Origin of the sequence: Providencia sp. PROV129, from assembly GCF_028482245.1 — a bacterium.
In the GTDB taxonomy this organism is placed as follows: domain Bacteria; phylum Pseudomonadota; class Gammaproteobacteria; order Enterobacterales; family Enterobacteriaceae; genus Providencia; species Providencia vermicola.
In genome coordinates this window covers 68063-93496 of sequence record NZ_JAMPQD010000016.1, presented here as the reverse complement: position 1 = coordinate 93496, position 25434 = coordinate 68063, and the positions used below count along the sequence as shown (strand labels likewise).

The window sequence follows — 25434 nt, the reverse complement described above, 5'->3', positions numbered from 1 at the left end:
ACTATTGATGATACTTATAGAAAGTGGCGTTAAAGTTAAAATGGTAAAAGGCTTGCAATGGGAACATATGATGTTAAGTAATGAGATGATAAAATCAAAAATAGAAATAAGCTCAGATACCAACATCAGTGATGGAGACTTTTTTCATATCGCTTATGGTGTAGATGAAAATTTTTTATACGGTGTAGGTACTTCAATATCCTCAATTCTTATCTATAACACTGAACGTCGTTTTCATTTCCATGTTTTTATTGATAAATTAAAAAATGAATTGCTTTTTCATCGCTTGATTGAAGGAACGCAACATAGGTTAACTATTTATTTGATTGATAACGAAAAATTTCAATCATTACCTTTGCCATCGAAAGGCTGGAGCTCTGCAATCTATTTTCGCCTGATCATTATCTCTTATTTAGCAGGAAAAAGTATCAATAAGTTATTGTACTTAGATGCAGATATTATCTGTAAAGGTAATCTATCTTATCTTGATTCATTAGAGTTTAACGAAAATATTTTTTTGTACGCGGTAAAAGATAAGTTTTGTAGCCAGAAAAAAACATTGCCAATGAATATGTCAATGTATTTTAATTCTGGCTTTTTATATATGTCAGTAAAAAAATTAGCTGAATATAATATTCCAAATAAAGTGATTGAGTTAGTTAGTGATAATGATTTTAGTCACCCAGACCAAGATGCCTTGAATATTTTATTAAATACGAAGCTAGTTAATATTAGTGAGAATTTTAATTATATGTTCTCTTTAGACTGGTATATAGGGAAAAAATCCAGCATCCCAAAAATAACTCAAGATGTTGTTTTTATTCACTTTGTTGGCTTGACTAAACCATTTCATGAGTGGGCAAGATTTTATGAGGAATATGCTTTTTTTGAAGAGGCAAGGCGCCAGTCTCCATGGAAAGACATCGATTTAATAAAGCCAAAAGGGTATAAACAGTTATCAAGAAAGAAATCACATTTAAGGAAGAATGGAGATTATTTAGGTTTTCTGTCTACAACATTTAAGTATTTAGTTAAAAAGATATTTTGATTTTAAAACCCTGTTTATTTACGTTTATACAGGGCCTTTCTTTACTTGATTAGTATTTTTCGAATAAAAATAGCCGTTAAAATATTATATAAAATAAAGATATCGATAAAAATAAATTCAAATAGACAATAAACTAAAAAGTAGCCGATAGATGAAACAAATATCCCAACATTAAAAATATCTTTTTCAACTTGAATACTTTTAAATAAGTCTCTCATATTGATGGCAAATGTTACCAAAAACAGAACTAATCCAATTAGGCCTATATTATAGCTAATATTTAGAAAGAAGGGTTCATCATTGTTGTAAAATGACTCTTTTTTACTTCTAGAATACCCCATTCCACCACTGAATTTTGGGGCATTATTATCAAATAAAAACTGATTATAAGCGACTGAACCATAGCCCGTTCCCATCAATTGATATGAGAGATTTTGAGTAAAAATTGGATATCGAGTATCAATGATTTTACCTCGAGATGAAGTGATGTCTGACGCATATAGAGATTGGTTTATTTTATTTTTTACTTGCGGGATGTAATGATAAGAGGCGAAAACAATTACTATTGCTAAAACACCAAAACTCACAATATTAACAATGAGCTTTTTGTAGTTTGAGGATAAAATAAACAAAATAATAGCAGCTTCAATAATAACAGAGAGGAAACCTCCTCGGCTACCAGTATACAATATGAACAAGAAGGCCAATACAGAAAGAAGTAGCATAGAGGCTTTTAATATTCTTTGTTTGAATAGAAATAAGGCGCTGAAAGTAAAGGGAAATAAGAGTGTCATATAATGTGCGAAACCATATCTAAGTTGTAAGTAGAGAGGTAACGCACTATTTTTAAACTGTTTTAGAATTGGAATAAAAAATATTATAAAGGCCAATGTGGCAATGAGTGCATAACAGATTGTTTTTTTTGATTTATCACCATCGCTTTTAAATACGAGAAGAAAGAAAGTAATAATAAAAACATATCGCCAATCATCAAAGAATGCTTTGATGGCCTCTTGAGTGAAGCCTGAATAAGTAAAAAATATAGCGCAAAATAGCCCCCAGCCACCAAATAAAAAAAGCATCTTTCTTGCCTTAATTAGAGCGAGAAGGTCAGTTTTGATATTAACTCTATTCTTTAAAAGTGTGAAAGTTGTATATAAAAAAAGCAAGGCAACTGAGACATTTAATACCCCCTGTGTATCGTTGGTAAACATTCCCAGTGTGACTAAAAATAGTAATAAAAAAGGAAATTGGTGTAGGAGAAAGCTGTTTATTTTCACGAAATTGCCTTTATTGTCTTTGATTTAATCTCAAAAATTGATGCTTATCATGTAGGAAAGAGTATGGAATGTAAACATAGCACATTCATAACGAAGCAAAGAAATCCAATGGATAAAAGGATTCTATCTGGTAACCTATTTCGTTTAATGAGCCACATACTGTATTGTATATTTAATATCTGATTTATGTAGGGTTTAAAATGCCAGAACTACCAGAAGTCGAAACCAGCCGTCGTGGCATTGAACCACATTTAGTCGGTAATACAATCTCTTATGCAGTCGTAAGAAACAGCCGTTTGCGTTGGCCTGTCAGTGAACAAATAAAAAGTTTATCTGATGAAATTGTTTTAAGTGTACAACGCCGTGCGAAGTATTTGCTGATTGAATTGAAAAAGGGCTGGATTATCGTTCACTTAGGGATGTCAGGCAGTGTGCGTATTTTAACGCAAGAGTTACCTGAAGAAAAACATGACCATGTAGATTTAGTCATGCGTGACGGTAAAGTTTTACGCTATACCGACCCTCGGCGTTTTGGCGCTTGGTTGTGGTGTGACGACTTAGAAAATAGTTCGGTACTCGCGCACTTGGGCCCTGAGCCCCTATCTGATGCATTTAACCCGCAATATCTTTATGAACTCTCACAAAAAAAGAAAGTGGCGGTCAAGCCTTGGCTGATGGATAACAAAGTCGTGGTTGGCGTTGGCAATATTTATGCAAATGAAGCTTTATTTGCGACAAAAATTTCACCTGAAAAAATAACCAATACATTAACATTGGCTGAAATCACGGAGTTGGTTAAGCAAATCAAACTCGTGTTAACACGGTCGATTGAGCAAGGTGGTACAACGCTGAAGGATTTTTTGCAGTCAGATGGTAAACCAGGGTATTTTGCACAAGAGTTGTTTGTGTATGGTAAAAAGGGAGAGCCTTGTTCAATGTGCGGAACACCAATTGAAAGTATTAAACAAGGCCAGCGTAGTACTTTTTTCTGTCCGCAATGCCAAAAGTAATCTGTAATAGCTATTTTTTATTGAGCTTTCTTAGCATCGCATCTGCAACGACAGGGGGCAGAAAAGAGGAAATATCACCATCATGAAGGGCAACGTCTTTGATTAAAGAGGATGAAACGAAAGATAGGCTTTGTGATGGGAGTAAAAATACCGTTTCTAATTCAGGGACGAAGTGGCGGTTCATATTCGCTAATTGCCACTCATATTCAAAATCAGCCACGGAACGGACACCACGAATTAGAATATTCGCCCCTTTTTTTTGTGCAAAGCTCGCCATTAACTCAGAAAAACCCACGACTTCAACATTATCAAGATGAGATGTTACTTCCCTTGCAAGGGAAACTCGCTCATCAAGGGTGAACATGGGGTTCTTGCGTTGGCTATTGGCTATCGCGAGTAGCACATGGTCAAACATTGCCGCTGCACGGGTGACAATATCAACGTGCCCTGATGTGATCGGGTCAAAGGTACCTGGGTAGATGGCTTTATGTTCCATGGCGATAGTATCTCATTGTTTGTTATTGCTTATTCAAAATATTAGCGTAAATAAGCGATGTGAGCGTTTAACCTTATCGGCTATCTCGTATGGTTGCAACAAGAGTTAGCGAGGCTCTGTGAATTTTTAGGTGCATATTCTGCACACTTTTGCAGAAGGTTTATGGTAAGATAGCGCCAATTTTGGTAAGTGAATCAGATCGAATGTTATTGCTGCGGTTATATCAGGTACTTCTTTATCTTATCCAGCCATTTATATGGGTTCGCCTTTTACTGCGTAGCCGAAAAGCGCCTGCGTACCGTAAACGTTGGGGCGAGCGCTATGGTTTTTGTGCGGGTAAAGTTAAGCCTCAAGGCATTTTGCTGCATTCGGTGTCAGTTGGCGAAACGCTCGCTGCAGTCCCTTTAGTCAGGGCACTCCGTCATCATTATCCTTCTTTGCCCATCACTGTTACAACAATGACGCCAACAGGGTCGGAACGTGTACAGTCCGCATTTGGTGATGATGTTAGCCATGTTTACCTACCCTATGATTTACCCGGCTCGATGCGTCGTTTTCTTAAGCAGGTTGACCCTAAGCTTGTGATCATCATGGAAACTGAGCTTTGGCCAAACATGATAAATCAACTACATAAGCAAAAAATTCCTTTAGTTATCGCCAATGCGCGATTGTCAGAGCGTTCCGCAGCGGGTTATCAAAAATTAGGCAGCTTTGTGAAGCGTATGCTGCGTAATGTCACGATGATTGCAGCACAGCACCAAGAAGATGGTGAGCGCTTTGTTCAGTTAGGGTTAAGGCGTATGCAGTTAACAGTGACGGGAAGCTTAAAATTTGATATTTCTGTTACCCCTGAATTAGCCGTTCGAGCCATTACACTTCGCAGGCAATGGGCTGCTCATCGCCCTGTATGGATTGCGACCAGTACTCATGATGGTGAAGAAGCGATTGTCTTAGAGACACACCAAAAGTTATTAAAACGTTTTCCTAATTTATTGCTTATTTTAGTCCCTCGCCACCCTGAACGTTTTACGAAAGCTGAAGAGCTAACTCAAAAAGCGGGCTTAACGTTTATTCGTCGTAGTGCCAACACTATTCCTAGCGTAGATACTCAAGTGGTTATTGGCGATACCATGGGTGAATTGATGTTGCTGTATGGAATTGCAGATATTGCCTTTGTTGGTGGAAGCTTAGTTGAAACGGGAGGGCATAACCCTCTAGAAGCGGCAGCGCATGCATTACCCGTTTTAATGGGACCGCATACCTTTAATTTTAAAGATATTTGTGGAAAGTTAACGCAGGCAGATGGGCTGATTACTGTCACGGATAGTGAATCGATGGCTCAAGCTGTAACTAGCTTGCTTTCTGATGAAGACTACCGTTTATATTATGGCCGCCATGCTGCAGAAGTTTTACATGAAAACCAAGGCGCTCTGCAACGGCTATTAAAATTATTGCAGCCATATTTACCCCCAAAAGAACAATAATAATCAAGAGTGTCTTTTTTAGATAGGCTAACTTGAACATTTCAACAATGAACAGTGAATATTTTCTCCCACACCTTAGTATTATATTTAAACTATAGTAGACTGCACCGTTTGTTATAGGGGTATTCTATTTTGCTTTTTAAGTCATGAATAGAGTACTTGTTTTTTCCTTATATTTTAAGACAGTATGCCAGCAATCAATCAACCAAATTCAAATAAATATGTTTATTTATGGATCATAGGCTATGCCGTAGCATGGATCTTAGCGAGCTTTTATTTTGACCCAACAGTGCCTTATGACACGGTAGAAGCTGTGAATTGGGGAATGAATGGGGAATGGGGCTCCCCGAAAAATCCCTGGTTTGTTGGCGTATTGATGTGGCCAGCTATCTATTTGGGGATTTCGTATAGTTTTTATTGGTATTTGATCCATTTTATCGGTATTGCGTTTGGTCTGTTGGGTGTCTGGAAGCTGGCTTATCGTTTAACTGGGCGTCGTGATCTCGCTTGGTTTGCAATGTTGATGCTGAATTTATCAGGTGTCATTAATTTCGATATCATTCCTTATAATGATAACTATATTTTAGTCACTTTGTGGCCATGGGTGTTGTATTTCTTTTTGCGTGCGGTGGACGATAATCCAGCGTGGTGGTTGCCTTTTGCCTTGTTTGCTGGGCTGGCAACAATGGGTAAATACTCAACATTGGCTTTAGTCGGCTCGGTTTTTTTACTGACTATTTTTGTTAAGCAAGCGCGTCAAAGCTATCGTTATCCTGTCTTTTATTTGGCTATCGCACTGTGGTTTGCTTTAGTTCTACCTAATTTCTTTTGGTTGATGGCAACGGATTTCTCTGCTTTCAAATGGGTGGATTCGCAAATTGACCCTGGTTTTAATTTCCATACAACTCAAGCGGCACTTAGTGTTTTTTACCCGTTAGTGATTGCGGCCATTATTATTTATTGCAGTGGCGGGAAACTTGGGTGGCCTAAAGCATTGCCTAATCGTATGGCAAATTTCATTATTTTATTCCCTCTAGTTGTTATTTATGGCTGGTTCTCGTTCCATGATGGCGGGCGGATTACAGAATGGTTACAGCCTTTTATGGCGATTATTGCACCTTTGTTTGTTGGCTCAATAACTGTGATGCCAAGAAAACCGTTTAACAAATCACTCATTGGTTTTGCGATTTTTGGGGTTTTAGTGGTTGTCGGTTATATCACAGTGCAAGCGGCGAATATCCGCGGAGCAGGGCAAAAATTTATTGGTGTTAAAACCTTAATTGCTGATGGTGAACAGCGTTGGTATCAGCGCTATGGTACACCCGTGAAATACGTCGGTGGCGAAGATAACCAATATCAATGGTTTATTATTTATGGGAAAGACAGGCCGCATGTTATCCAACCTTGGTCGATGGAGAAACATATGCCGCCAAATGTATATAACCGTGATATCACTGAAGCAGAAATTCGCCAGCATGGTGCTTTGTTATTAGGTAAAAAATACGATGATTGTGCCCATGAGAATTTTGCCAAAGTACGTAAGTTCTGGCCGCAATTTACCATCGAAAAAGAAGATGTCATTTACCAGTCAGAGCCTGATGCCGCGCCTGAAACGATGTGCTTTGGGTTTATTGCACCGCAGAAATGATCTAAAGAAAAAATCGGCGATATGCCGATTTTTTATCTTATGAAATAAATTGAACCAGCTGTTGGTAAACTGTATTTGGTGTAATATTAGCCATAACCTTGTTGGTTGATATCAATTCGTGCTGTTCTTGCCCATAACCCCCAATCAGCCCTGGATCGGTAGGGCCAAAGAGCGTGAAGTTAGGTTTATCCAGTGCAGCAGTTAGATGGCTTAGCCCTGTATCAACAGAGACAACAGCTTTGGCATTGGCAATTTGCTGCGCAACTTCAGCAAGTGTGAGCTTTGGTAATACTTCGACAAAATCAAAACCGTTTGCCAACCGCTGTGCGCGTTGCTGTTCATGTGGCGCTCCCCACGGTAGCTTTATTTTTATGCCACTCCCCGCCATTAATTCAATTAAATTCCGCCAACTTTCTTCAGGCCAGTGTTTATCATCACGGGTGGTTGAGTGTAGGAAAACCACGTAAGGGCATTCCTGACGAGTTGAAGATTGTCGGAAATGCTGCGCAATAGCGTAGTCACCTTGTTGCGTTGGGCAAGTATAATCAAGGCTTTTCGCAAATAATTGACGGATGCGTTCAACGGCGTGTTGTTGCTTGCTAATAGCATAACGGTGGTCGTAGAAAAAACTGGCAAGAGGTTCACGAATGCTATGGCGGTCATAGCCGTGTTTATCGCCATGTGCCAAGCGCGTAACAAGAAATGCGCTTTTTAGCAGGCCTTGAGCATCAATAATTGCATCATACTGTGTTGCTTGCAGTTGCTGGCGAAAAGCTGCACGTTCAGCTCTGATCGGCGCAGAAAACCAGTTTTTTCGCCAACGGCGGATAGCGACAGGGATCACTTGGTTGACCGCACTGTGCCATGTTGGAATTTGTGCGAAACCTTCCTCAACCACCCAATCAAATTGAATATTGGGAATAGCTTGCTGAGCATCGGTTAATGCAGGTAAAGAATGTAAAACATCGCCCATTGAGGATGTTTTGACTAATAATACTCGCATTATTCAATACCTATATTTAAACGGGCTAATGCGTCTAAAACCATTTCTGGCTGGATATCGATCAGGCTTTGGTGATAACCGCTTTCACCATCCCCTTTACGAACTTTATGATACCCCTCGATTAAGCGGATCACTTCTGCTTTATCAGATAAAGGCGGTGTGAAATCTGGGCTGCTTGGGCCATAAAGTGCAACTAAAGGTTTATCTAATGCGGCAGCGACATGCATAAGGCCTGAATCGTTACTGACAACGGCATGGCAGGCATCAATTAAGTTAACGGCTTGTTCTAGCGAGGTTTTTCCTGCAAAATTATAGCAGTACGATTTGGCATCATCCGTTAGACTTTGGCGAATATCTTCCCCTGCGGGATGGTCTTTTTGGGAACCAAATAATAAGACTCGGTAGCCTTTTAAACTGATTAGCTCTTGAGCGAGCGTTGCATAATGATAGTGCGGCCAGCGTTTTGCGGGGCCGAACTCTGCACCTGGGCAAAAACCAATAATTGGGCGAGAATCATCAATGCCAAAGGTTTGCAGTGTTTCGTTGACTTCTTGTGGCACCGTGACAAGTTTAGGTTTTAATATTGGTGATGGGATATCAGCAGCAGATTGAATAGTTTGCTTATCATAAGCAAGCGCAACGTAGCGTTGTACCATGAGTGGAAACGCTTCTTTATTCAATGGGCGAATATCATTGAGTAACCCATAACGCATCTCTCCGCGCCAGCCCGTTCTTTTTGCAATGTGAGCAAAGAATGGAACAAGTGCAGATTTTAATGAGTTAGGCAAAACAATCGCTTGGTCGTACCCATTTTCCCGCAAACTGATGCCTAATCGACGACGTTCACCGATTTCAAGGGCACCATGGCCTAAAGGCATCGGGATGGCTTGATTGACTTCAGGCATTTTTGCTAATAAAGGACGGCACCATTGTGGTGCCATCACATCAATTTGTGCGTGAGGATGAAGCGCCTTTATCGTACGATATAGGCTTTGTGACATCATCATATCCCCTACCCACGAAGGGCCGATCACCAATATTTTCATAAATACTAATTACGCGTCTTTATTGAGTAACTGCATGTATTCAGTGACACCTTCTGCAACCGTTTTAAATGGCGCAGTGTAACCAGCGGCACGTAACTTGGTGAGGTCCGCTTGTGTGAAGCTTTGGTAGCGACCTTTTAATTTTTCTGGGAATTCAATATATTCGACAGCCACATTTTTGTCTTTGTGAAATTCAGTCACGGCATCGGCAACGGCTTGGAAAGACTCTGCGCGCCCTGTTCCACAGTTAAAAATACCTGATACGTTATTTTCCCAGAACCATAAATTCACTGCAGCAACATCGCCAACATAGATAAAGTCACGGCGGAATGTTTCGCTACCCTCAAACAATTTCGGGTTTTGCCCTTCATTAATTTGTTTATTTAAATGATAAGCAACGCTCGCCATGCCACCTTTGTGTTCTTCATTTGGGCCATAAACGTTGAAATAACGGAAGCCGCAAATTTGTGACTCAGCTTCTGGCAGGATTTCACGAACATATTGGTCAAATTGGAATTTAGAGTAACCATAGACATTCAATGGCTTTTCGAACTCACGTTCTTCAATAAAGTTGTCGCTACGGCCGCCATAAGTGGCGGCAGAAGAGGCGTATAAGAAGGGAATTTCGCGTTCTAAGCAGTAATGTAATAACTCTTTAGAATACTGATAGTTATTATCCATCATATACTTGCCATCCCACTCCGTAGTGGATGAACATGCACCTTCATGGAATACGGCATCAACATCGCCAAAGTCATCACCTGAAAGGATGCTAACAAGAAAATCTTCTTTATCTGCGTAGTCCGCAATATCAAGGTCAACAAGGTTGGCAAACTTAGTGCCATCTTTCAGATTATCTACCACTAGGATATCTGTGCGGCCGATTGCATTTAGGGCTCTAACAATATTGCTGCCAATAAAACCAGCTCCACCAGTGACTATGATCATTGGGTATACCTCAAATGGGTTAAGAAAATGGAATAACAATTGATGACTATAATAACATCTCTTGGCGCAGACGGTAGCATTGATAGCAGAGAATTGAACTAGGGGCTGAATGGGAACAAGGTAAATATCGTGATCTTGGCTACAAACTTAACTTATTTATGCTGTGAATATCGCTACACACAGAGACTATTATTAAACTCTATAAATAGTCACTATACAGGAAGAAATCATGTCAGAAAGATTTTATCAGCAGATTCAAGACCAATTGGTACAAATTGAAGCGGATGGGTTATTTAAACACGAACGCATTATTACGACCTCACAAGATGCCGACATTGAAATTGTCGGAGGCCAACGAGTCATCAATTTCTGCGCTAATAATTATCTTGGGCTTGCGAACCACCCGGCGTTAATTGAAGCGGCTAAACAAGGCATGGATACTCATGGTTTTGGAATGGCTTCCGTCCGTTTTATTTGTGGAACGCAAGACAGCCATAAAGTTTTAGAGCGCAAACTGGCTGATTTCTTAGGCATGGAAGACGCTATTCTCTATTCATCCTGTTTTGATGCTAACGGCGGCCTATTCGAAACCTTATTGGGGCCAGAAGATGCCATTATTTCTGATGCATTAAACCATGCTTCAATTATTGATGGTGTGCGGTTAAGTAAAGCTAAACGCTACCGTTACAGCAATAACAATATGGTTGAGTTAAAAGAACGCCTAGAAGAAGCAAAAGCGGCGGGGGCTCGTCATATTTTAATTGCCACTGATGGCGTTTTTTCAATGGATGGTGTGATTGCTGATTTACAATCTATTTGTGACTTAGCGGATGAGTACCAAGCGTTAGTGATGGTTGATGACTCCCATGCCGTGGGTTTTGTCGGCGAAAATGGCCGCGGTAGCCATGAATACTGCAATGTAATGGGGCGTATCGATATTATTACGGGAACGTTAGGTAAAGCACTTGGCGGTGCTTCCGGTGGTTATACGGCAGCGAAAAAAGAGGTCGTTGAGTGGCTACGTCAGCGTTCTCGCCCTTATTTATTCTCGAATTCCCTTGCGCCTGCGATTGTTGCCGCGTCTATCAAAGTGATTGATATGATGGAAGAAGGCCAATCACTACGTGAAAAACTATGGCGTAACGCGGTGTTATTTAGGGAAAGAATGACGGCAGCGGGTTTCACGCTTGCCGGAGCCGACCACGCTATCATCCCTGTTATGTTAGGTGACGCCAAGCTCGCCCAAACTTTTGCGAAAGAGCTACTTGATGAAGGTATCTATGTCACTGGCTTTTTCTACCCAGTTGTGCCGCAAGGTCAGGCACGAATTCGTACACAGATGTCCGCAGCCCACAGTGAGGAGGATATTTTACACGCCGTTGAAGCATTCACCCGCATTGGTAGAAAACTAAAAATAATCAAATAAAAGGTCTTTTATGAAAGCACTGTCCAAACTAAAAGCTGAACCAGGTATATGGATGACGGACGTTCCGAAACCGGAACTCGGGCACAATGATGTGATGATCAAAATTCGTAAAACCGCTATCTGCGGTACAGATGTACATATCTATAACTGGGATGAATGGTCACAAAAAACCATTCCTGTCCCGATGGTGGTCGGTCATGAATATATAGGGGAAATCGTTGCGATTGGGCAGGAAGTCAAAGGTTTTAAAATTGGTGACCGAGTGTCAGGAGAAGGGCATATTACATGTGGTCACTGCCGTAACTGTCGTGGTGGCCGTACCCATCTTTGTCGTAATACAATTGGTGTAGGCGTGAATCGAGAAGGCTGTTTCGCCGAGTATTTGGTGATCCCAGCTTTCAACGCATTCAAAATACCCGACAATATTCCCGATGAAATAGCCGCTATTTTTGACCCATTTGGTAACGCTGTGCATACAGCGCTTTCGTTCGATTTAGTGGGTGAGGATGTGCTGGTTTCTGGGGCTGGGCCGATTGGCATCATGGCTGCCGCGGTCTGTCGCCATGTTGGCGCTCGTCATGTAGTTATTACGGATGTGAATGATTATCGCCTTGAATTAGCGAAAAAAATGGGTGTTTCCCGTGCAGTCAATGTGAGTCGTGAAAACCTAAAAGATGTGATGAACGAACTCGGCATGAAAGAAGGTTTTGATGTGGCATTAGAAGTTTCGGGGGCGCCTGCGGCTTTTCAAACCATGTTAGACACCATGAACCATGGTGGACGTATTGCGTTATTAGGGATACCTCCTGCCTCAATGGCAACAGATTGGAGCCAAGTTATATTCAAAGGACTGTTTATTAAAGGTATTTATGGCCGAGAGATGTTCGAAACTTGGTATAAAATGGCGACACTGATCCAATCAGGATTAGATTTATCACCCATCATCACTCATCAATTTTCCATTGATGATTTCCAAAAAGGCTTTGACGTTATGCGCTCAGGCCAAGCCGGAAAAGTGATTTTAAACTGGGATTAATTAGCGAGTTATTCCCTTCTGAGGTTATTGCCTTCAGAAGGGAATGATGTATGTGGGAGCTAACCTCTAAGATTCGGTTTTAAAAAGCATGCGCTTTTTCGTTGGCGCTTCTTGTTTAAGCAATGGTTGCAATGTTTTGTCTTGATAAATATTTTCGACAATCGACATAATTAAATCGATACCTTGTAATTTCGTTTCAGGTATTGTGACCTCACAAATGCCTAACTCTTCGACAATAAGTCCATCTTCTGGTTTGCTTTCAATCGATTCCGTTGACTCTGGTGCTTTTGGCTGCTCACTGTCAGGCTGTTTCTCTTTAGGTTGCTCAGGTTTTTTCTGTGCTTCTTCAGAGAGCATTCTGAGTGATGTCGCAGATTGCTTTGCAGGATCTTGAGGGTTAACCAATGCACTTACTGCAACCAGTTCGATATCAGCGGGCAGTTGTGGCAAATATTTTTGCAGTGCACGCACAGTAGAGGGATGCGGGTGACCTATCGCTACAGCGCTACCGTGTTTTCGCGCATAAGCAACGGCTTTATTTAGTTGGGTACGTGTTTCTTCTTCTGATTGGTGGTTATCAATAAAGATGTTACGGCGCAGTGTTGGGACGCCAAATTCTTTTGCTGCATTTCCTGCCTGCGTATTGCCGATAGTCACACTATCGAGAAAAAATAAATTTGATTGGGAGAGGCTCTGCATCACATTACGCATACCTGGCAGGTTGGATGTCATTTCGCTACCCATATGATTATTCATGCCTTTTGCATGGGGTACACGGGAAATAGCATTTTTAATAATACGGTCAATTTCCGCCGCACTCATTGAGGGGGCGAGAGTGTCTTTTTCTAAGGGCTGCTTACTCAATGGTTTCATGGGCATGTGGATCAGAATATCCCGCCCTTGCTGGTAGGCTTTTTCCGCCACTTCACGGCCATGGGGCGAACTGGGTAAAATCGCAATCGTGACCGCAGGGGAAAGTGCTAAAATTTGGTTATCTTCTTTAGCGCGATAGCCAAAATCATCAATGACTATCGCGAGTTTTGCGGCGCTTACCTGCAGGCTCATCAGTAACAGCGGTAAACTAATGAATAATCTAAAGGGTAAGCGCTTCAACATAATTTCATCCTAATCGTTTGATTTTAAGTTTTCTGGGTTATCTTCCTAACCATGGGCGAGGATTAACGGTTTTACCTTGCCTGCGAATTTCAAAGTACAAGGATGGTCGCTCTTGACCACCACTGCTACCGACTAGAGCAATTGGCTGGCCAGCACGAACTTCTTGGCCCACATTGACTAAGGCACTCTGGTTATAACCATACAGGCTCATGTCACCTTTACCATGCTCAACGACCACAACAAGGCCATAACCTTGTAGCCAGTCTGCCAGTAAAACGCGACCATCTGCAATGGCTTTGACTTGTGTGCCTTCATTGGCGGCAATAACCATGCCTTTCCAACGTAGTTCGCTGGAAATGACATCACCATAATTGTGAAGTAGGGAGCCACGAACTGGCCACATGGCTTGGCCTGCGGGACGCCCTAAACCACCTGTACGGGACATAAGTGATCGCTCACTTTCAGAAGGTTTATAAGTCGCCCCTTTCTGTTTTGCTTGGCGTTCTTTTTCTGCCACTTGGGCGCGAATACGTGCCGCTTCTTTGGCTTCGCGTTCGGCTCTAGCTTTGGCTTCGCGTTCTGCACGAGCAATTTTGTCACGCAACCTTGCTTCATTTTGTTTTAAAACCGCGAGATTTTTTTGGTCTTCTTTTAAGGTACTTTCAAGGGCTGTCAGGGTTTTTTGCCGAGAGGCTCGGGCGTTATCTAATTTACGCTTCTCTTGTTGTTGGCGGGTAAGTGTACTTTTTTGTTCCGCCTGTTTTTTTTGTTCTAATTGTTTTTGTTGTTGTAGCTCTTTAGTTGTTTCTTCAAGTGCAACAATGTTTTTTTCACGCGCTTGATTTAAATAACTATAGTACGCCAAGATACGCTCTTCCCGTTGGCCTTCTTCCCCTTTAAACATCAGGGTTAGGCCTTGGTGTTTACCTAAACGAAAAGCGGCATCGAGCTGATCTGCAAGCATTTTTTCTTGTTGTTGTTTCTTAGTTTGAAGCTGTTTGATATTGTTGTTTAAGGAAACAATTTCTTTATCTAGCTGTTTTAATTGGTTTTGTGTTTCATGTAAGCTACGCCCCGCAGCGGAAATGCTTTGTTCTTGCTGTTTGAGCTGTTCCAGTAAGTTAGAACGCTTAGCCTGCTGTTCTTTAACACTTTTTTCTTTTTCAGCAATACTTTTGAGTAAATCGTGTAATTGCCCTTTATTTTCAGTGATCTGGTTTGCGAAAGCGGTATGTGTAGGGGCAAGCGCAAAGAGCCCTAAACCAAGTAGGGCGGATGTAATAGCCTGACGAAGAAATGTTGTTTTCATTCGATATTGTGTATTGGCCATTGTGATAGATCACCTCAATTAAATGCAATAACTGATTATTTCATCTGCAAGTGATGGTTTCCAGCACTCTCTAATAAATAGTATTGAAAACACTTATAAATTCGGACTTTTGCCCTGAAACAAAGGCTAATTAAGTCAAATAATATAGTTTTATTATCACTGATTTATTTTGTATAGCTAGTTTTGAACGGTTTTTTATTATTGAACGCCTATTTAATCTACAGGTTAGTCCCGTTTAGGCATGTTTATGGTAAAATATTTGCGTACCGCTTCGAGAAAGAAATTCTATTTTTCAGTAAAATGGTATTAATTTTGCGTACATTACCGCAAAAAAAACACAGTAGTTTGCGTGAATTGGCTGTAATTAGCTCAACACACAGGTATACTCTGAACCCTTTGATATTCGATTTTAACTAACGGGAGTGATTGCCCCCCATGATCCAAGAAATCATGCAATTTGTAAGCCGGAACATGTTATTGAGTCTGGTTTGGATAGCGCTATTAGTTGCTGTGGTCGTCATGACCTTTAAAGGCCTTTTTTCTAAAACGAAAGTGATTGCTCGCTCACAAGCGATTACACTGATTAATAAAGAAGAAGCGGTTATTGTGGATTTGCGTTCTCGTGACGACTTCCGTAAAGGCCATATCATTGATTCTATTAATTTAACGCCGTCTGAAATTAAAGATAATAATTTAGGTGAGTTAGATAAACACAAACAGAAACCTGTGATTATCGTTTCTGCAAGTGGCATGGAATCAAACAAACCCGCAGAGCAACTCGTGCAACACGGTTTTGAAAAAGTCTTTGTCCTGAAAGAAGGGATTGCTGGTTGGGCAGGTGAAAACCTTCCACTGGCTCGTGGTAAGAAGTAGTTACCGTTACCTCAAGCTGCCTATATCAATAGGTAACTTGGGTAGCGCAATGCAGCGAACACCCCAGTAGCTCAGAATAACAGGGTTTCCCTTAAATTATTTGGGCTACAGGTAGGCAGCAAGTGAAGATATCCAAGGAGCATACATCAGTATGTGACTTGGGTAGCGCAATGCAGCGAACACCCCTGTAGCTCAAAGAATAACAGGGAAAATTCATATGGAAGTTAAAGGTACATAAACTATGTCAGAACAAAACAACTCAGAAATGGTTTTTCAAATTCAACGTATCTACGCAAAAGACGTTTCATTTGAAGCACCTAACGCGCCGCACATCTTTCAACAAGAATGGCAGCCAGAAATTAAATTAGATTTAGATACTTCTTCAACTCAGCTGTCAGAAGGCGTTTATGAGGTTGTTTTACGTGTCACTACGACAGCAACTTTAGGTGAAGAAACCGCTTTCCTGTGTGAAGTCCAGCAAGCCGGTGTTTTCTCTATCGAAGGTATCGAAGGCACTCAAATGGCGCATTGCTTAGGTGCATACTGCCCGAACATTCTGTTCCCATATGCACGTGAAGCGATCACCAGCTTAGTGGGCCGTGGTACATTCCCACAATTGAACTTAGCGCCAGTTAACTTTGATGCACTGTTCATGAACTATTTACAGCAGCAACAAGGTGAACAAGCGCAGAACTCAGAAGTTCAACAGGACGCTTAATGAATACTGCTTCAATGACAGTGATCGGTGCCGGCTCTTACGGCACCGCTTTAGCCATTACACTTGCACGTAATGCACATCAGGTGGTGTTATGGGGCCATGACCCAAAACACATTCATCAATTAGAACAAGATCGCAGCAATCAGGCATTTTTGCCTGGCGTTTCTTTCCCTGATAGTTTATCTCTCGAAACGGACTTAAAACGCGCCGTTGAGGCGAGTCCCAATATCTTGATAGTCGTACCGAGCCATGTTTTTGGTGATGTACTCAAACAAATCCAACCTTATTTACGACCTGACTCCCGCATTATTTGGGCAACGAAAGGCTTAGAAAGGGATACTGGCCGTTTGTTGCAAGAAGTGGCACGTGAGGTATTAGGCAATGAAATTCCTCTGGCGGTATTATCTGGCCCAACGTTTGCAAAAGAATTAGCCGCAGGTTTACCAACGGCAATTTCTGTAGCAGCGAGCGACAGCCAATTTGGTGATGATTTACAACAATTATTCCATTGTGGCAAAAGTTTCCGTGTTTATAAAAACCCGGATATGGTTGGGGTGCAACTGGGTGGCGCAGTAAAAAACGTCATCGCAATCGGTGCGGGGATTTCTGATGGCATGGGTTTTGGGGCAAACGCACGTACTGCATTGATTACCCGTGGTTTAGCTGAAATGAGCCGTTTAGGTGCAGCTTTGGGAGCAGACCCTGCAACCTTTATGGGGATGGCAGGCTTAGGCGACCTTGTGTTAACCTGTACCGATAACCAATCCCGCAACCGCCGTTTTGGTATGATGCTCGGCGATGGTATTACCGTTGAAGAAGCGGAAAAAGAGATTGGCCAAGTGGTTGAAGGATATAGAAATACCAAAGAAGTCCGTGCACTCGCTGAACGCGCGGGTGTCGAAATGCCAATTACAGAGCAAATTTATCAAATCCTTTACCGTCATAAAAATGTGTTAGAGGCGGCGCAAGCGCTATTAGGCCGAGCGACGAAAGATGAAATTGCAGATATGCCAAAACTGCAGGATTAATAAAAATTAGTCTGGTTAAGTTACATAATAGGGTAAATATAAAAATAGATAGGTGAGTGATTATGTCGCGTGAAGAATTGGATAGAATTTGGGGCTTCATTAAAGAAGAAGCGAAGTCGCTTGCTGACTGCGAACCACTCCTAGCCAGTTTTTTTAACGCGACATTATTAAAGCATGACAACTTGGGCAGTGCGCTCAGCTATATGCTGGCGAACAAGCTCAGCTCGCCTATCATGCCTGCTCTGGAAGTGCGCGAAATTGTGGAAGCCGCTTATCGCAATGACGAAAGTATGATTTTCTCTGCGGCTATGGACCTAGCCGCCGTTCGCTTACGTGACCCTGCCGTTGATAAATATTCCACTCCATTATTGTACTTAAAAGGTTTCCACGCCTTGCAAGCCTATCGCATAGGCAATTGGTTGTGGAAAGAAGGCCGCCAAGCACTCGCGGTTTACCTACAAAATCAAATTTCTGTTTCATTTGGTGTCGATATCCACCCTGCAGCCCGTATTGGTTGTGGCATCATGCTCGACCATGCAACGGGTATTGTGATTGGTGAAACCGCCATCGTGGAAAATGATGTGTCGATTTTACAGTCGGTTACCCTTGGCGGGACAGGCAAAACCTGTGGCGATCGCCATCCCAAAGTCAGGGAAGGGGTAATGATTGGGGCAGGGGCAAAAATTTTAGGCAACATCGAAATCGGCCGCGGCGCAAAAATTGGCGCGGGTTCGGTTGTTCTTCACCCTGTACCTCCTCATACCACAGTGGCGGGGGTTCCTGCACGCATTGTTGGCAAACCAACTAGCGATAAGCCATCCTTAGAAATGGATCAAAACTTTAATGGCAGTATTTGGGGTTTTGAATATGGGGACGGGATTTGAGTTGTGGGTAGGCGTAAAAGATAGTGAGTTGCTCACTATCGTTGTTATTCTTCAATAGTATGTTTTTTTAAACATATTTCCCATTTTAAACTGAGTAATCGATTTATTTAAATGTTCGGCATTAGCGGGTGAACGTAATAAATAAGTGGTTTCATCGATATTATCCAGTGGTGCATTAGTGGGTTGCTTAGATTGTTTAATAACTGTCTCTTTCATGGATATATCTCGCTTATGTTTAGAGCTATCCTCTAAATAATTCGAGCGGTATGTAGCTTGGGTATTGGCGTGAAGCCACACTCATACCGCTTGAGGTATATCGAGTAATTCTAGTCTTTTAGTAGAGCTCCTGCATAACCCAACTGCCTCCATGCTTCAAACACCACCACGGCCACTGAGTTGGATAAATTCATACTGCGGCTATCTGCCAACATTGGAATGCGAATTTTTTGCTCCATTGGCATATTGTCGAGTACATAAGGTGGCAACCCGCGCGTTTCAGGGCCAAACATTAAATAGTCATTTTCTTGATAGCTGACATTACTGTGGCTTGGCTTACCTTTGGTGGTTAAAGCAAAGACACGCGCGCCACTTTCAGACTGATTATTATCTGGGTTCAGCCCTTCACTTTTTAAAAAGGCATAATAATCATGATGGTGCTTGATATCGGCAAATTCACTGTAATCTAACCCAGCACGGCGCAGGCGTTTATCATCCCACGTAAACCCGAGCGGGTGGATAAGGTGCAAACTAAAGCCCGTATTGGCACAGAGGCGAATGATATTACCCGTGTTTGGTGGTATTTCAGGTTCGAATAAAACAATGTGTGGCATAGCGTTTAACTGATATTGTGATGATAAAATGATGGGCAGAGTGTACGCGCAAATCGCATTATTTTCATGCGGAACTTTTAGTTGCGTGCTAAAAACAAAAAACGCGCCACAGAGGCGCGCTTTTAAAGTTGCTAATTGAGGTTAGCTTTTATAACCATTTGGGTTCATGGATTGCCAACGCCAAACATCATCTGCCATATCTTGAATAGAATATTTTGCTGTCCAACCTAAATCACGAGCGGCTTTTGCTGGAGTTGACCAGTATTCTGCAATATCACCAGGGCGGCGTGCTGAAATCGTATAAGGGATAGGTTTACCGACCGCTTTTTCAAATGCAGCAACAACTTCCAAAACACTTGTACCTGTACCTGTACCAAGGTTGTAGATATGTAATCCAGCTTGCTGGCTAACTTTATTTAGCGCAGCAATGTGGCCATTAGCCAAATCCATCACATGGATATAGTCACGAACACCCGTACCATCTTTAGTCGGGTAGTCACCACCAAATATAGCTAACTCTTTGCGACGACCAACTGCGACTTGCCCGATAAATGGCGTTAGGTTATTTGGGATGCCATTAGGGTCTTCACCCATCAAACCTGAATTATGAGCGCCAACAGGGTTAAAATAGCGCAGTAATGAGATAGACCATTCGTTATCTGCGATATTTAAGTCAGTTAGAATACGCTCAACCATATATTTACTGGTACCATACGGACTATTGGTATTACCGACTGAAGCCTCTTCCGTTAATGGAATGTGTTCAGGCTCACCATAAACCGTGGCCGATGAGCTAAAAATCAGGCTTTTAACTCCCGCTTTTTTCATGCTTTCAACTAATACTAATGTGCCATTGACGTTAACATCATAGTATTCAATCGGTTTTTGTACTGACTCACCCACTGCCTTTAAACCTGCAAAGTGGATCACAGAATGAATTTGGTGATTAGCAAAAATAGTGTCTAAAATTTGGCTATCACGCACATCACCTTGGTAAAAAGTCGGTTTTGTTCCAGTGATAGCCTCAATACGATTTAGCACTTCAAGGTTAGCATTATGCAGGTTATCTAAAATAATCGGCTGCATTCCCTGCTGAAGCATTTGCACACAGGTATGGCTACCAATGTAACCAAGACCTCCTGTGACTAGAACCTGTTCGCCATTCATCTCAAATTCCCTGAGTCTTAATATTCGTAGTGGTAGTTATAATCGTCTGATCTGGCATCAATACCATTGAGGATCACACCAGTGATTTCGATATCATTTTGCTTAAAGCGCTTGAGTGATAAATCGACATCTTTAACTGTATTCACGCCGTAGAAAGCAATCAGCAGCGAAGTGCCGACATATTTACCAATAATGGCTGAGTCAGTAATCGCTAAGATTGGTGCGGTATCAATCACCACGATGTCGTATTGGTTTTTCACCTTATCTAGCAATTGCTTAAAGCGTTCACCCATGAGTAATTCAGAAGAGTGAGTGACATTTTTACCACGGCAAATGACATCTAAGTTTTCAATCACGTTAGTGTGGACGGTTGGTGATTCAAGGTTTGGTTGTGATAAGTACTCAGATAAGCCAGCTTTATTACTTAACCCAAAGGCTTTATGCAGGCGGCCTTTACGTAAGTCGGTATCGATTAATAGTACATTCTTACCTGCATTGGCCAAAACCACCGCCATATTCGAGGTGACAAAGCTTTTACCAACGCCTGGTGAGGCACTGGTCACCATCACCAAGTTATTACCTTGGTTCATCACCGAGAAGTACACACTGGTACGTAACGAACGGATGGCTTCTACTGCGGTATCCGCTGGGTTTTCGATGGCTAATGGGCTCTTATTACCAGCCTCAATTAGTTTCTTCTCATGGGCAGAGAATGGGATGGTGGCATAGACATTAACACCCAGCGCATCGATATCTTCGGTACTTTTAATTTTGTTATTAAAGAATTCACGTGCAATCACATAAGCACAACCTACAATAAAGCCAAATATAGTAGCAAGGGCAACAATCAGTGATTTTTTCGGTGCCACGGGTTTTGGTTGTGATTCTGCGGAGTCGATTATACGCACATCAGCAGTAATACCGGAGTTCAATACACTGAGTTCTTGTTGTTTCGCCACTAATTGTGCGTAAATCGCTTGTTCTGCTTCAACATCACGGGTTAAACGGACGATTTCTTGTTGGGTATTCGGTAATTTTTGAATGTTCTTGCTGATTTTTTCTTTTTCACGTAACAGTTGCTGGCGCTTGTCTAATAAAGACTGATAAGCGGGGTGGTTACGGGTATATAACTGTTGAATTTCCACTTCTTTGAAGGTTAATTCATTGAGTTTCTCTTCGACCTGCAATGCAGTATCTAATGCCGCTTTAGCTTCTAGAGAGAGGTCAATTGATTCATTCTTTTTGCGAAATGCATTGAGCTGGTTTTCATAGTTATCTAATTTCTTTTTAATAGTCGGTAAGTAGCCATCTAAGAATACGAGTGTATTGTTAGTGACTTCTTTTTTACGTTCGGTATTTTGGTCAACGTAGTTTTGGATAATACTATTAAGAATCTTAACATTTTCGGTTTTATCTGCGCCTTTAATGGCTAGACTTATAATACCGGTGCCTTTACCTACTTCCGCAATGGTTAAGGTATTACGTAAATCTTCGATAGAAGAGTAACGGGCATTTTTTATCAGGGTAAATTCTTCGCCTGCTTTCGCTGAAGAATTGGAAATGAGTAAAGTAATGTCACCTTGTTTGAGGACTTGACCAACGCTGCCTTCAAAAACCTGCCCATCAATATTAATTGAGTAAGTTTTTTCACTGGTAAAAGTTAATGTTGCAGGTTCACCCACTAAATGGTCAGGCAGTTGATATACCGTAATAGCTAAGGGGGCAGTTTCACCAAGTAGTTTACTGGCAAAGCCAGTTGGTGCAACGAGCGCATCAAGGTTTAAATCCGCCACAGTTTTGCCCAGAACCATGCGAGATTTGATCACTTCAATCTCGGAGTCCACTTGGTTATTGCTACCACTAAATGGCATGACGTCACTCATTTGGTCCAGTAATGAGACTTGACCTAACTTATCATATTGTAATGTGGCATTGGCTTGGTAGATGGGGGTTGCCAGTAAGCTATAGGCTATTGCAATGGCTGCAAAAATAACGGTAAAAAACCCAATTTTAATATAGTTGGATTTCAAAACTTTAAACAGAGCGAGCAGATCGATTTCATCTGATGCTGGGGAGCTATTTTTTGTTGTGTTCATAGTAGGTTAAATGTTAAGTCATCCAATAAATAAAATTAAATTTTGCCTTGCCAAGCAAGCGCGGCTTTTTCCATGAGCTGATAAACATGTTCAAACATTTCATCACTGCGCTTATGGGGGTCTGGAATTTCGGTTTTATTAATCCACTGGCCAAAAAGCATCACTTTACCGCGGGTTTCAGGAAACTGTTGGTGGATTTTAGCAATATGTTCGTTTTCCATCACTAGGATTAAGTCTGCTTTATTGCATAATTCGCTCGTTAAACGACGTGACTGATGGTTTTCAAGGGAAAGACTGTGCTGCTCGGCAATACGGATGGCACTGTCATAAGCGGGCAACTCATTTTTGGCGATAATACCGGCAGAGTGCACTTTTTTTTGCGGGAAGTAATTTTGTAATAAACGCTCCCCCGTAGGAGAGCGGCAAATATTTCCCATACACACAACTAGGACATTATTAAACATTGTCTATTACCAATCGTGAATACGCTTGGTGCCTTCTGTTAACTGGTTATATGAGGCAATGGTTGGTAACAGTTGGGTGATTAGGCGGTTCCAACGCACCACTGGTGCTGCAGTTACATACACTAAGTCATAGGGTTGCAGTTTAAACTCGGTTCCCATCACTAACGAGGTCGCATCTGATAAATTTAACTGATATACCGCTGCCATTTTTTTCGGTAATAGCGCTTCGAGTTCTTTATCTGCTGCTGGCTGGTTTTTAACTGGGCGAATAACAAATACCCCTGTGGCACTGGCGGTATTTTGGTTAAGTCCTTGGGCTTTGCTCAGTGCTTCTGTAATACTCATACCCGCACGGTCGATAGTCAATGTGGTTGGTTGGCCGACTTCACCCATCACAAAAACTTTTTGACCATCATTACGCGGTACATACAGCACGTCACCCTGTAGCATGAGGTGGTTCTGTGTCAGGTCCCCATATTGGACCAAAGACTGTAATGATACTTTAATTTCTTTACCATTACGGGTCAGTACCACATTATCCCAGTCTGCATTTTCCGTTAAACCGCCTGCATTGTTAAAGGCTTCTAAGATGGTCAGGGGTACGTTAGTGATTGGCAGTGTACCTGGTTTTGCGACCTCACCGGAAACATACATTTTTTGCGAGCGGAATGCGGCAATACTGACATCTACTTGTGGGGATTCTATATAGGTGGCTAAGCGGTTACTAATTACGGTACGGATTTCTGTGATAGTTTTACCAGCCACTTTAACTTTGCCGATATAGGGGTAATAAATGGTGCCGTCTGCGTGAACCCAGTTGCCTGAGTCTTGAGCACTACGGTAAGAACCTGCGGGAATAGTTAGTTCAGGGTGGTCCCAAACGGTAACAGTTAATACGTCACCCGCTCCCACTCGGTACTCATAGTGAGTTAGTTGTCTTTCTAATTGTGCATTGGGCTTTGCGATGATTGGCGCTGTGTACATATCATCTAATAACTTAGGGGATATTGGGTAGATATCGACTAACTTAGTAATATCTGTATCACCCGTATCAACGACATTTTTACCTGAAGTTGACATATAAGTACCAGGAGCGATGGTGCAACCTGTTAATAATATACTGATAGTTAATAGTGTAAGTGGGAGACGCTTCCTAAACACGGTACCATCCTATGATAAAAAATGATTAGATAAGATATAAGTGATGATGGGTATCATCATTCCCACTTATACATATTACTACGAATGATGTAGTTTATATTGATGTTGTATATTTGGCAAAAATTGAGGGCATAAGAAACCCAGTTAAGTTAGTCATTACCAAATAAATCACGGGTATAGACTTTTTCTGCCACATCTTCGATCTCTGGCACCATTCGGTTTGCTAAGATGATATCGCATTGAGCTTTGAACTCTGCTAAGTCATTGACTACTTTTGAACGGAAAAATTCTGCTTCTTTCATCACTGGTTCATATACAACCACTTCAATACCTTTGGCTTTGATACGTTTCATTATGCCCTGCACCGCAGAAGCACGGAAGTTATCCGAGCCCGCTTTCATCACTAAGCGATAAACACCTACTTTACGTGGTGATTTAGCAATTAATGCATCTGATATAAAGTCTTTACGAGTACGGTTTGATTCGACTATCGCGTTAATCAAGTTATTCGGCACGTCATCGTAGTTAGCCAGCAACTGTTTAGTATCTTTCGGTAAACAATAACCGCCGTAACCGAATGATGGGTTATTATAATGGCTACCAATACGTGGGTCTAAAGAGACACCTTCAATAATTTGACGGGCATTTAACCCACGGCTTTCTGCGTAAGTATCGAGCTCGTTAAAATAGGCCACACGCATGGCTAAGTAGGTGTTAGCAAATAACTTGATGGCTTCGGCTTCAGTACCATCGGTAAACAACACTGGCACATCTTTCTTAATTGCGCCTTCCAGCAATAAGTCCGCAAAAATTTGCGCGCGCTCGGAACGTTCGCCCACCACAATGCGCGATGGGTACAGATTATCCCACAATGCACGGCCTTCACGTAAAAACTCGGGGGAGAAAATGACGTTACTGTAGCCATACTCTTCACGTAAACGTGCCGTAAAGCCCACAGGAATGGTGGACTTAACAATAATGGTGGCTGTTGGGTTAATTTCATTCACATCATGAATGACGGACTCGACTGATTTGGTATTAAAATAGTTGGTTTTCGGGTCATAGTCAGTCGGTGTGGCAACAATAACGTACTGAGCCCCTGTGTAAGCATCAGTTTTGTCTTCTGTTGCGCGGAAATTGAGTGTCTTTTCCGCTAAAAACTGTTCGATTTCCGTGTCGACAATCGGCGATTGTTTATTATTCAACATCGCCACTTTTTCAGGAATGATGTCCACTGCTACCACTTCGTGGTTTTGTGACAGTAACATGGCGTTAGATAAGCCGACATAGCCGGTTCCTGCAATTGCTATTTTCATTTTAAATCCTGACATACATATAAATT

Annotated in this window: 24 protein-coding genes; 10 read left to right on the top strand and 14 right to left on the bottom strand. The window is 41.7% G+C overall.

The genetic code is table 11. The annotated features are described in order from the left end of the window. Positions 1-7 precede the first annotated feature (7 nt). Positions 8-1048: a glycosyltransferase gene (locus tag PSF27_RS12355; protein ID WP_272539964.1), complete on the top strand. Its 1041-nt coding sequence runs from the start codon at positions 8-10 to the stop codon at positions 1046-1048. Between the two features lie 41 nt (positions 1049-1089). Here the strand turns inward: PSF27_RS12355 and PSF27_RS21070 are convergent, their stop codons facing one another. Then, a complete protein-coding gene (locus PSF27_RS21070) occupies positions 1090-2328 on the bottom strand; it encodes an O-antigen ligase family protein (RefSeq protein WP_272681565.1) in 1239 nt (412 codons plus the stop codon). A 200-nt stretch (positions 2329-2528) separates the two neighbouring features. On the opposite strand from PSF27_RS21070, the gene mutM reads away from it, so the two are divergent. Further along, a complete protein-coding gene (mutM, locus tag PSF27_RS12345; RefSeq protein ID WP_206085753.1) occupies positions 2529-3338 on the top strand; it encodes a bifunctional DNA-formamidopyrimidine glycosylase/DNA-(apurinic or apyrimidinic site) lyase in 810 nt (269 codons plus the stop codon). A 10-nt stretch (positions 3339-3348) separates the two neighbouring features. Here the strand turns inward: mutM and coaD are convergent, their stop codons facing one another. Then, positions 3349-3834 carry a pantetheine-phosphate adenylyltransferase gene (gene coaD / locus PSF27_RS12340; protein ID WP_206085761.1) on the bottom strand — a complete coding sequence of 162 codons (486 nt, stop codon included), beginning with the start codon at positions 3832-3834 and terminating at the stop codon, positions 3349-3351. Positions 3835-4037: 203 nt separating this feature from the next. Here coaD and waaA point away from each other — a divergent pair, with 203 nt between their 5' ends. Next, entirely contained in the window at positions 4038-5318 is a 1281-nt protein-coding gene (gene waaA / locus PSF27_RS12335; protein WP_206085995.1) for a lipid IV(A) 3-deoxy-D-manno-octulosonic acid transferase, read from the top strand. A gap of 187 nt (positions 5319-5505) precedes the next feature. Next, a complete protein-coding gene (locus tag PSF27_RS12330; protein ID WP_206085763.1) occupies positions 5506-6966 on the top strand; it encodes an ArnT family glycosyltransferase in 1461 nt (486 codons plus the stop codon). A 37-nt stretch (positions 6967-7003) separates the two neighbouring features. On the opposite strand, the gene rfaC is transcribed toward PSF27_RS12330, so the two are convergent. From rfaC to rfaD, 3 genes are read right to left on the bottom strand one after another with little or no spacing between them, the layout of a single operon-like run. Further along, a complete protein-coding gene (rfaC, locus tag PSF27_RS12325) occupies positions 7004-7969 on the bottom strand; it encodes a lipopolysaccharide heptosyltransferase RfaC (RefSeq protein WP_272681564.1) in 966 nt (321 codons plus the stop codon). Further along, positions 7969-9015: an ADP-heptose--LPS heptosyltransferase RfaF gene (gene rfaF, locus PSF27_RS12320; protein ID WP_272681563.1), complete on the bottom strand. Its 1047-nt coding sequence runs from the start codon at positions 9013-9015 to the stop codon at positions 7969-7971. The genes rfaC and rfaF overlap by 1 nt, the downstream gene beginning before the upstream one ends. Positions 9016-9024: 9 nt before the next feature. Next, on the bottom strand, positions 9025-9963 hold the full coding sequence (rfaD, locus tag PSF27_RS12315) for an ADP-glyceromanno-heptose 6-epimerase (protein WP_206085769.1): 939 nt from the start codon (positions 9961-9963) through the stop codon (positions 9025-9027). 229 nt (positions 9964-10192) lie between these two features. Here rfaD and PSF27_RS12310 point away from each other — a divergent pair, with 229 nt between their 5' ends. Together PSF27_RS12310 and tdh are read left to right on the top strand one after the other, a co-directional pair. Next, positions 10193-11389: a glycine C-acetyltransferase gene (locus PSF27_RS12310; protein WP_272681562.1), complete on the top strand. Its 1197-nt coding sequence runs from the start codon at positions 10193-10195 to the stop codon at positions 11387-11389. Between the two features lie 10 nt (positions 11390-11399). Continuing rightward, positions 11400-12425 carry an L-threonine 3-dehydrogenase gene (gene tdh, locus PSF27_RS12305; protein WP_206085771.1) on the top strand — a complete coding sequence of 342 codons (1026 nt, stop codon included), beginning with the start codon at positions 11400-11402 and terminating at the stop codon, positions 12423-12425. Positions 12426-12491: 66 nt separating this feature from the next. On the opposite strand, the gene PSF27_RS12300 is transcribed toward tdh, so the two are convergent. Further along, positions 12492-13541, bottom strand: coding sequence for a divergent polysaccharide deacetylase family protein (locus PSF27_RS12300; protein ID WP_272681561.1), 1050 nt, complete (start codon positions 13539-13541; stop codon positions 12492-12494). Between the two features lie 37 nt (positions 13542-13578). Next, complete coding sequence (gene envC, locus PSF27_RS12295) at positions 13579-14871, bottom strand: murein hydrolase activator EnvC (RefSeq protein ID WP_272681560.1); 1293 nt, start codon at positions 14869-14871, stop codon at positions 13579-13581. A gap of 435 nt (positions 14872-15306) precedes the next feature. On the opposite strand from envC, the gene PSF27_RS12290 reads away from it, so the two are divergent. From PSF27_RS12290 to cysE, 4 genes are all read left to right on the top strand, one after another. Then, positions 15307-15744 carry a rhodanese-like domain-containing protein gene (locus tag PSF27_RS12290; RefSeq protein ID WP_206085783.1) on the top strand — a complete coding sequence of 146 codons (438 nt, stop codon included), beginning with the start codon at positions 15307-15309 and terminating at the stop codon, positions 15742-15744. A 241-nt stretch (positions 15745-15985) separates the two neighbouring features. Then, a complete protein-coding gene (secB, locus tag PSF27_RS12285; RefSeq protein ID WP_206085785.1) occupies positions 15986-16462 on the top strand; it encodes a protein-export chaperone SecB in 477 nt (158 codons plus the stop codon). Further along, on the top strand, positions 16462-17490 hold the full coding sequence (gene gpsA / locus PSF27_RS12280; protein WP_206085793.1) for an NAD(P)H-dependent glycerol-3-phosphate dehydrogenase: 1029 nt from the start codon (positions 16462-16464) through the stop codon (positions 17488-17490). Before secB ends, gpsA begins: the two co-directional genes overlap by 1 nt. A gap of 62 nt (positions 17491-17552) precedes the next feature. Continuing rightward, positions 17553-18374: a serine O-acetyltransferase gene (cysE, locus tag PSF27_RS12275; protein WP_272681559.1), complete on the top strand. Its 822-nt coding sequence runs from the start codon at positions 17553-17555 to the stop codon at positions 18372-18374. A 51-nt stretch (positions 18375-18425) separates the two neighbouring features. Here the strand turns inward: cysE and PSF27_RS21065 are convergent, their stop codons facing one another. The 7 genes from PSF27_RS21065 to PSF27_RS12240 all read right to left on the bottom strand — a co-directional run bounded on the left by PSF27_RS21065 (position 18426) and on the right by PSF27_RS12240 (position 25408). After that, positions 18426-18590: a hypothetical protein gene (locus PSF27_RS21065; protein ID WP_272681558.1), complete on the bottom strand. Its 165-nt coding sequence runs from the start codon at positions 18588-18590 to the stop codon at positions 18426-18428. A gap of 110 nt (positions 18591-18700) precedes the next feature. Then, the gene (gene trmL / locus PSF27_RS12265; protein ID WP_272539957.1) at positions 18701-19204 is read right to left on the bottom strand and encodes a tRNA (uridine(34)/cytosine(34)/5-carboxymethylaminomethyluridine(34)-2'-O)-methyltransferase TrmL; all 504 of its coding nucleotides are present in this window, start codon (positions 19202-19204) and stop codon (positions 18701-18703) included. 141 nt (positions 19205-19345) lie between these two features. Then, complete coding sequence (gene galE / locus PSF27_RS12260; RefSeq protein ID WP_272681557.1) at positions 19346-20371, bottom strand: UDP-glucose 4-epimerase GalE; 1026 nt, start codon at positions 20369-20371, stop codon at positions 19346-19348. A gap of 17 nt (positions 20372-20388) precedes the next feature. Beyond that, positions 20389-22467: a polysaccharide biosynthesis tyrosine autokinase gene (locus tag PSF27_RS12255; RefSeq protein ID WP_272681556.1), complete on the bottom strand. Its 2079-nt coding sequence runs from the start codon at positions 22465-22467 to the stop codon at positions 20389-20391. Positions 22468-22502: 35 nt separating this feature from the next. Next, positions 22503-22931 (bottom strand): arsenate reductase/protein-tyrosine-phosphatase family protein, encoded by a 429-nt coding sequence (locus PSF27_RS12250; protein ID WP_272681555.1) that lies wholly within the window; start codon positions 22929-22931, stop codon positions 22503-22505. A 6-nt stretch (positions 22932-22937) separates the two neighbouring features. Beyond that, positions 22938-24092 carry a polysaccharide export protein gene (locus PSF27_RS12245; protein WP_272681554.1) on the bottom strand — a complete coding sequence of 385 codons (1155 nt, stop codon included), beginning with the start codon at positions 24090-24092 and terminating at the stop codon, positions 22938-22940. 149 nt (positions 24093-24241) lie between these two features. Beyond that, entirely contained in the window at positions 24242-25408 is a 1167-nt protein-coding gene (locus PSF27_RS12240; protein ID WP_272681553.1) for a nucleotide sugar dehydrogenase, read from the bottom strand. Positions 25409-25434: the final 26 nt, after the last annotated feature.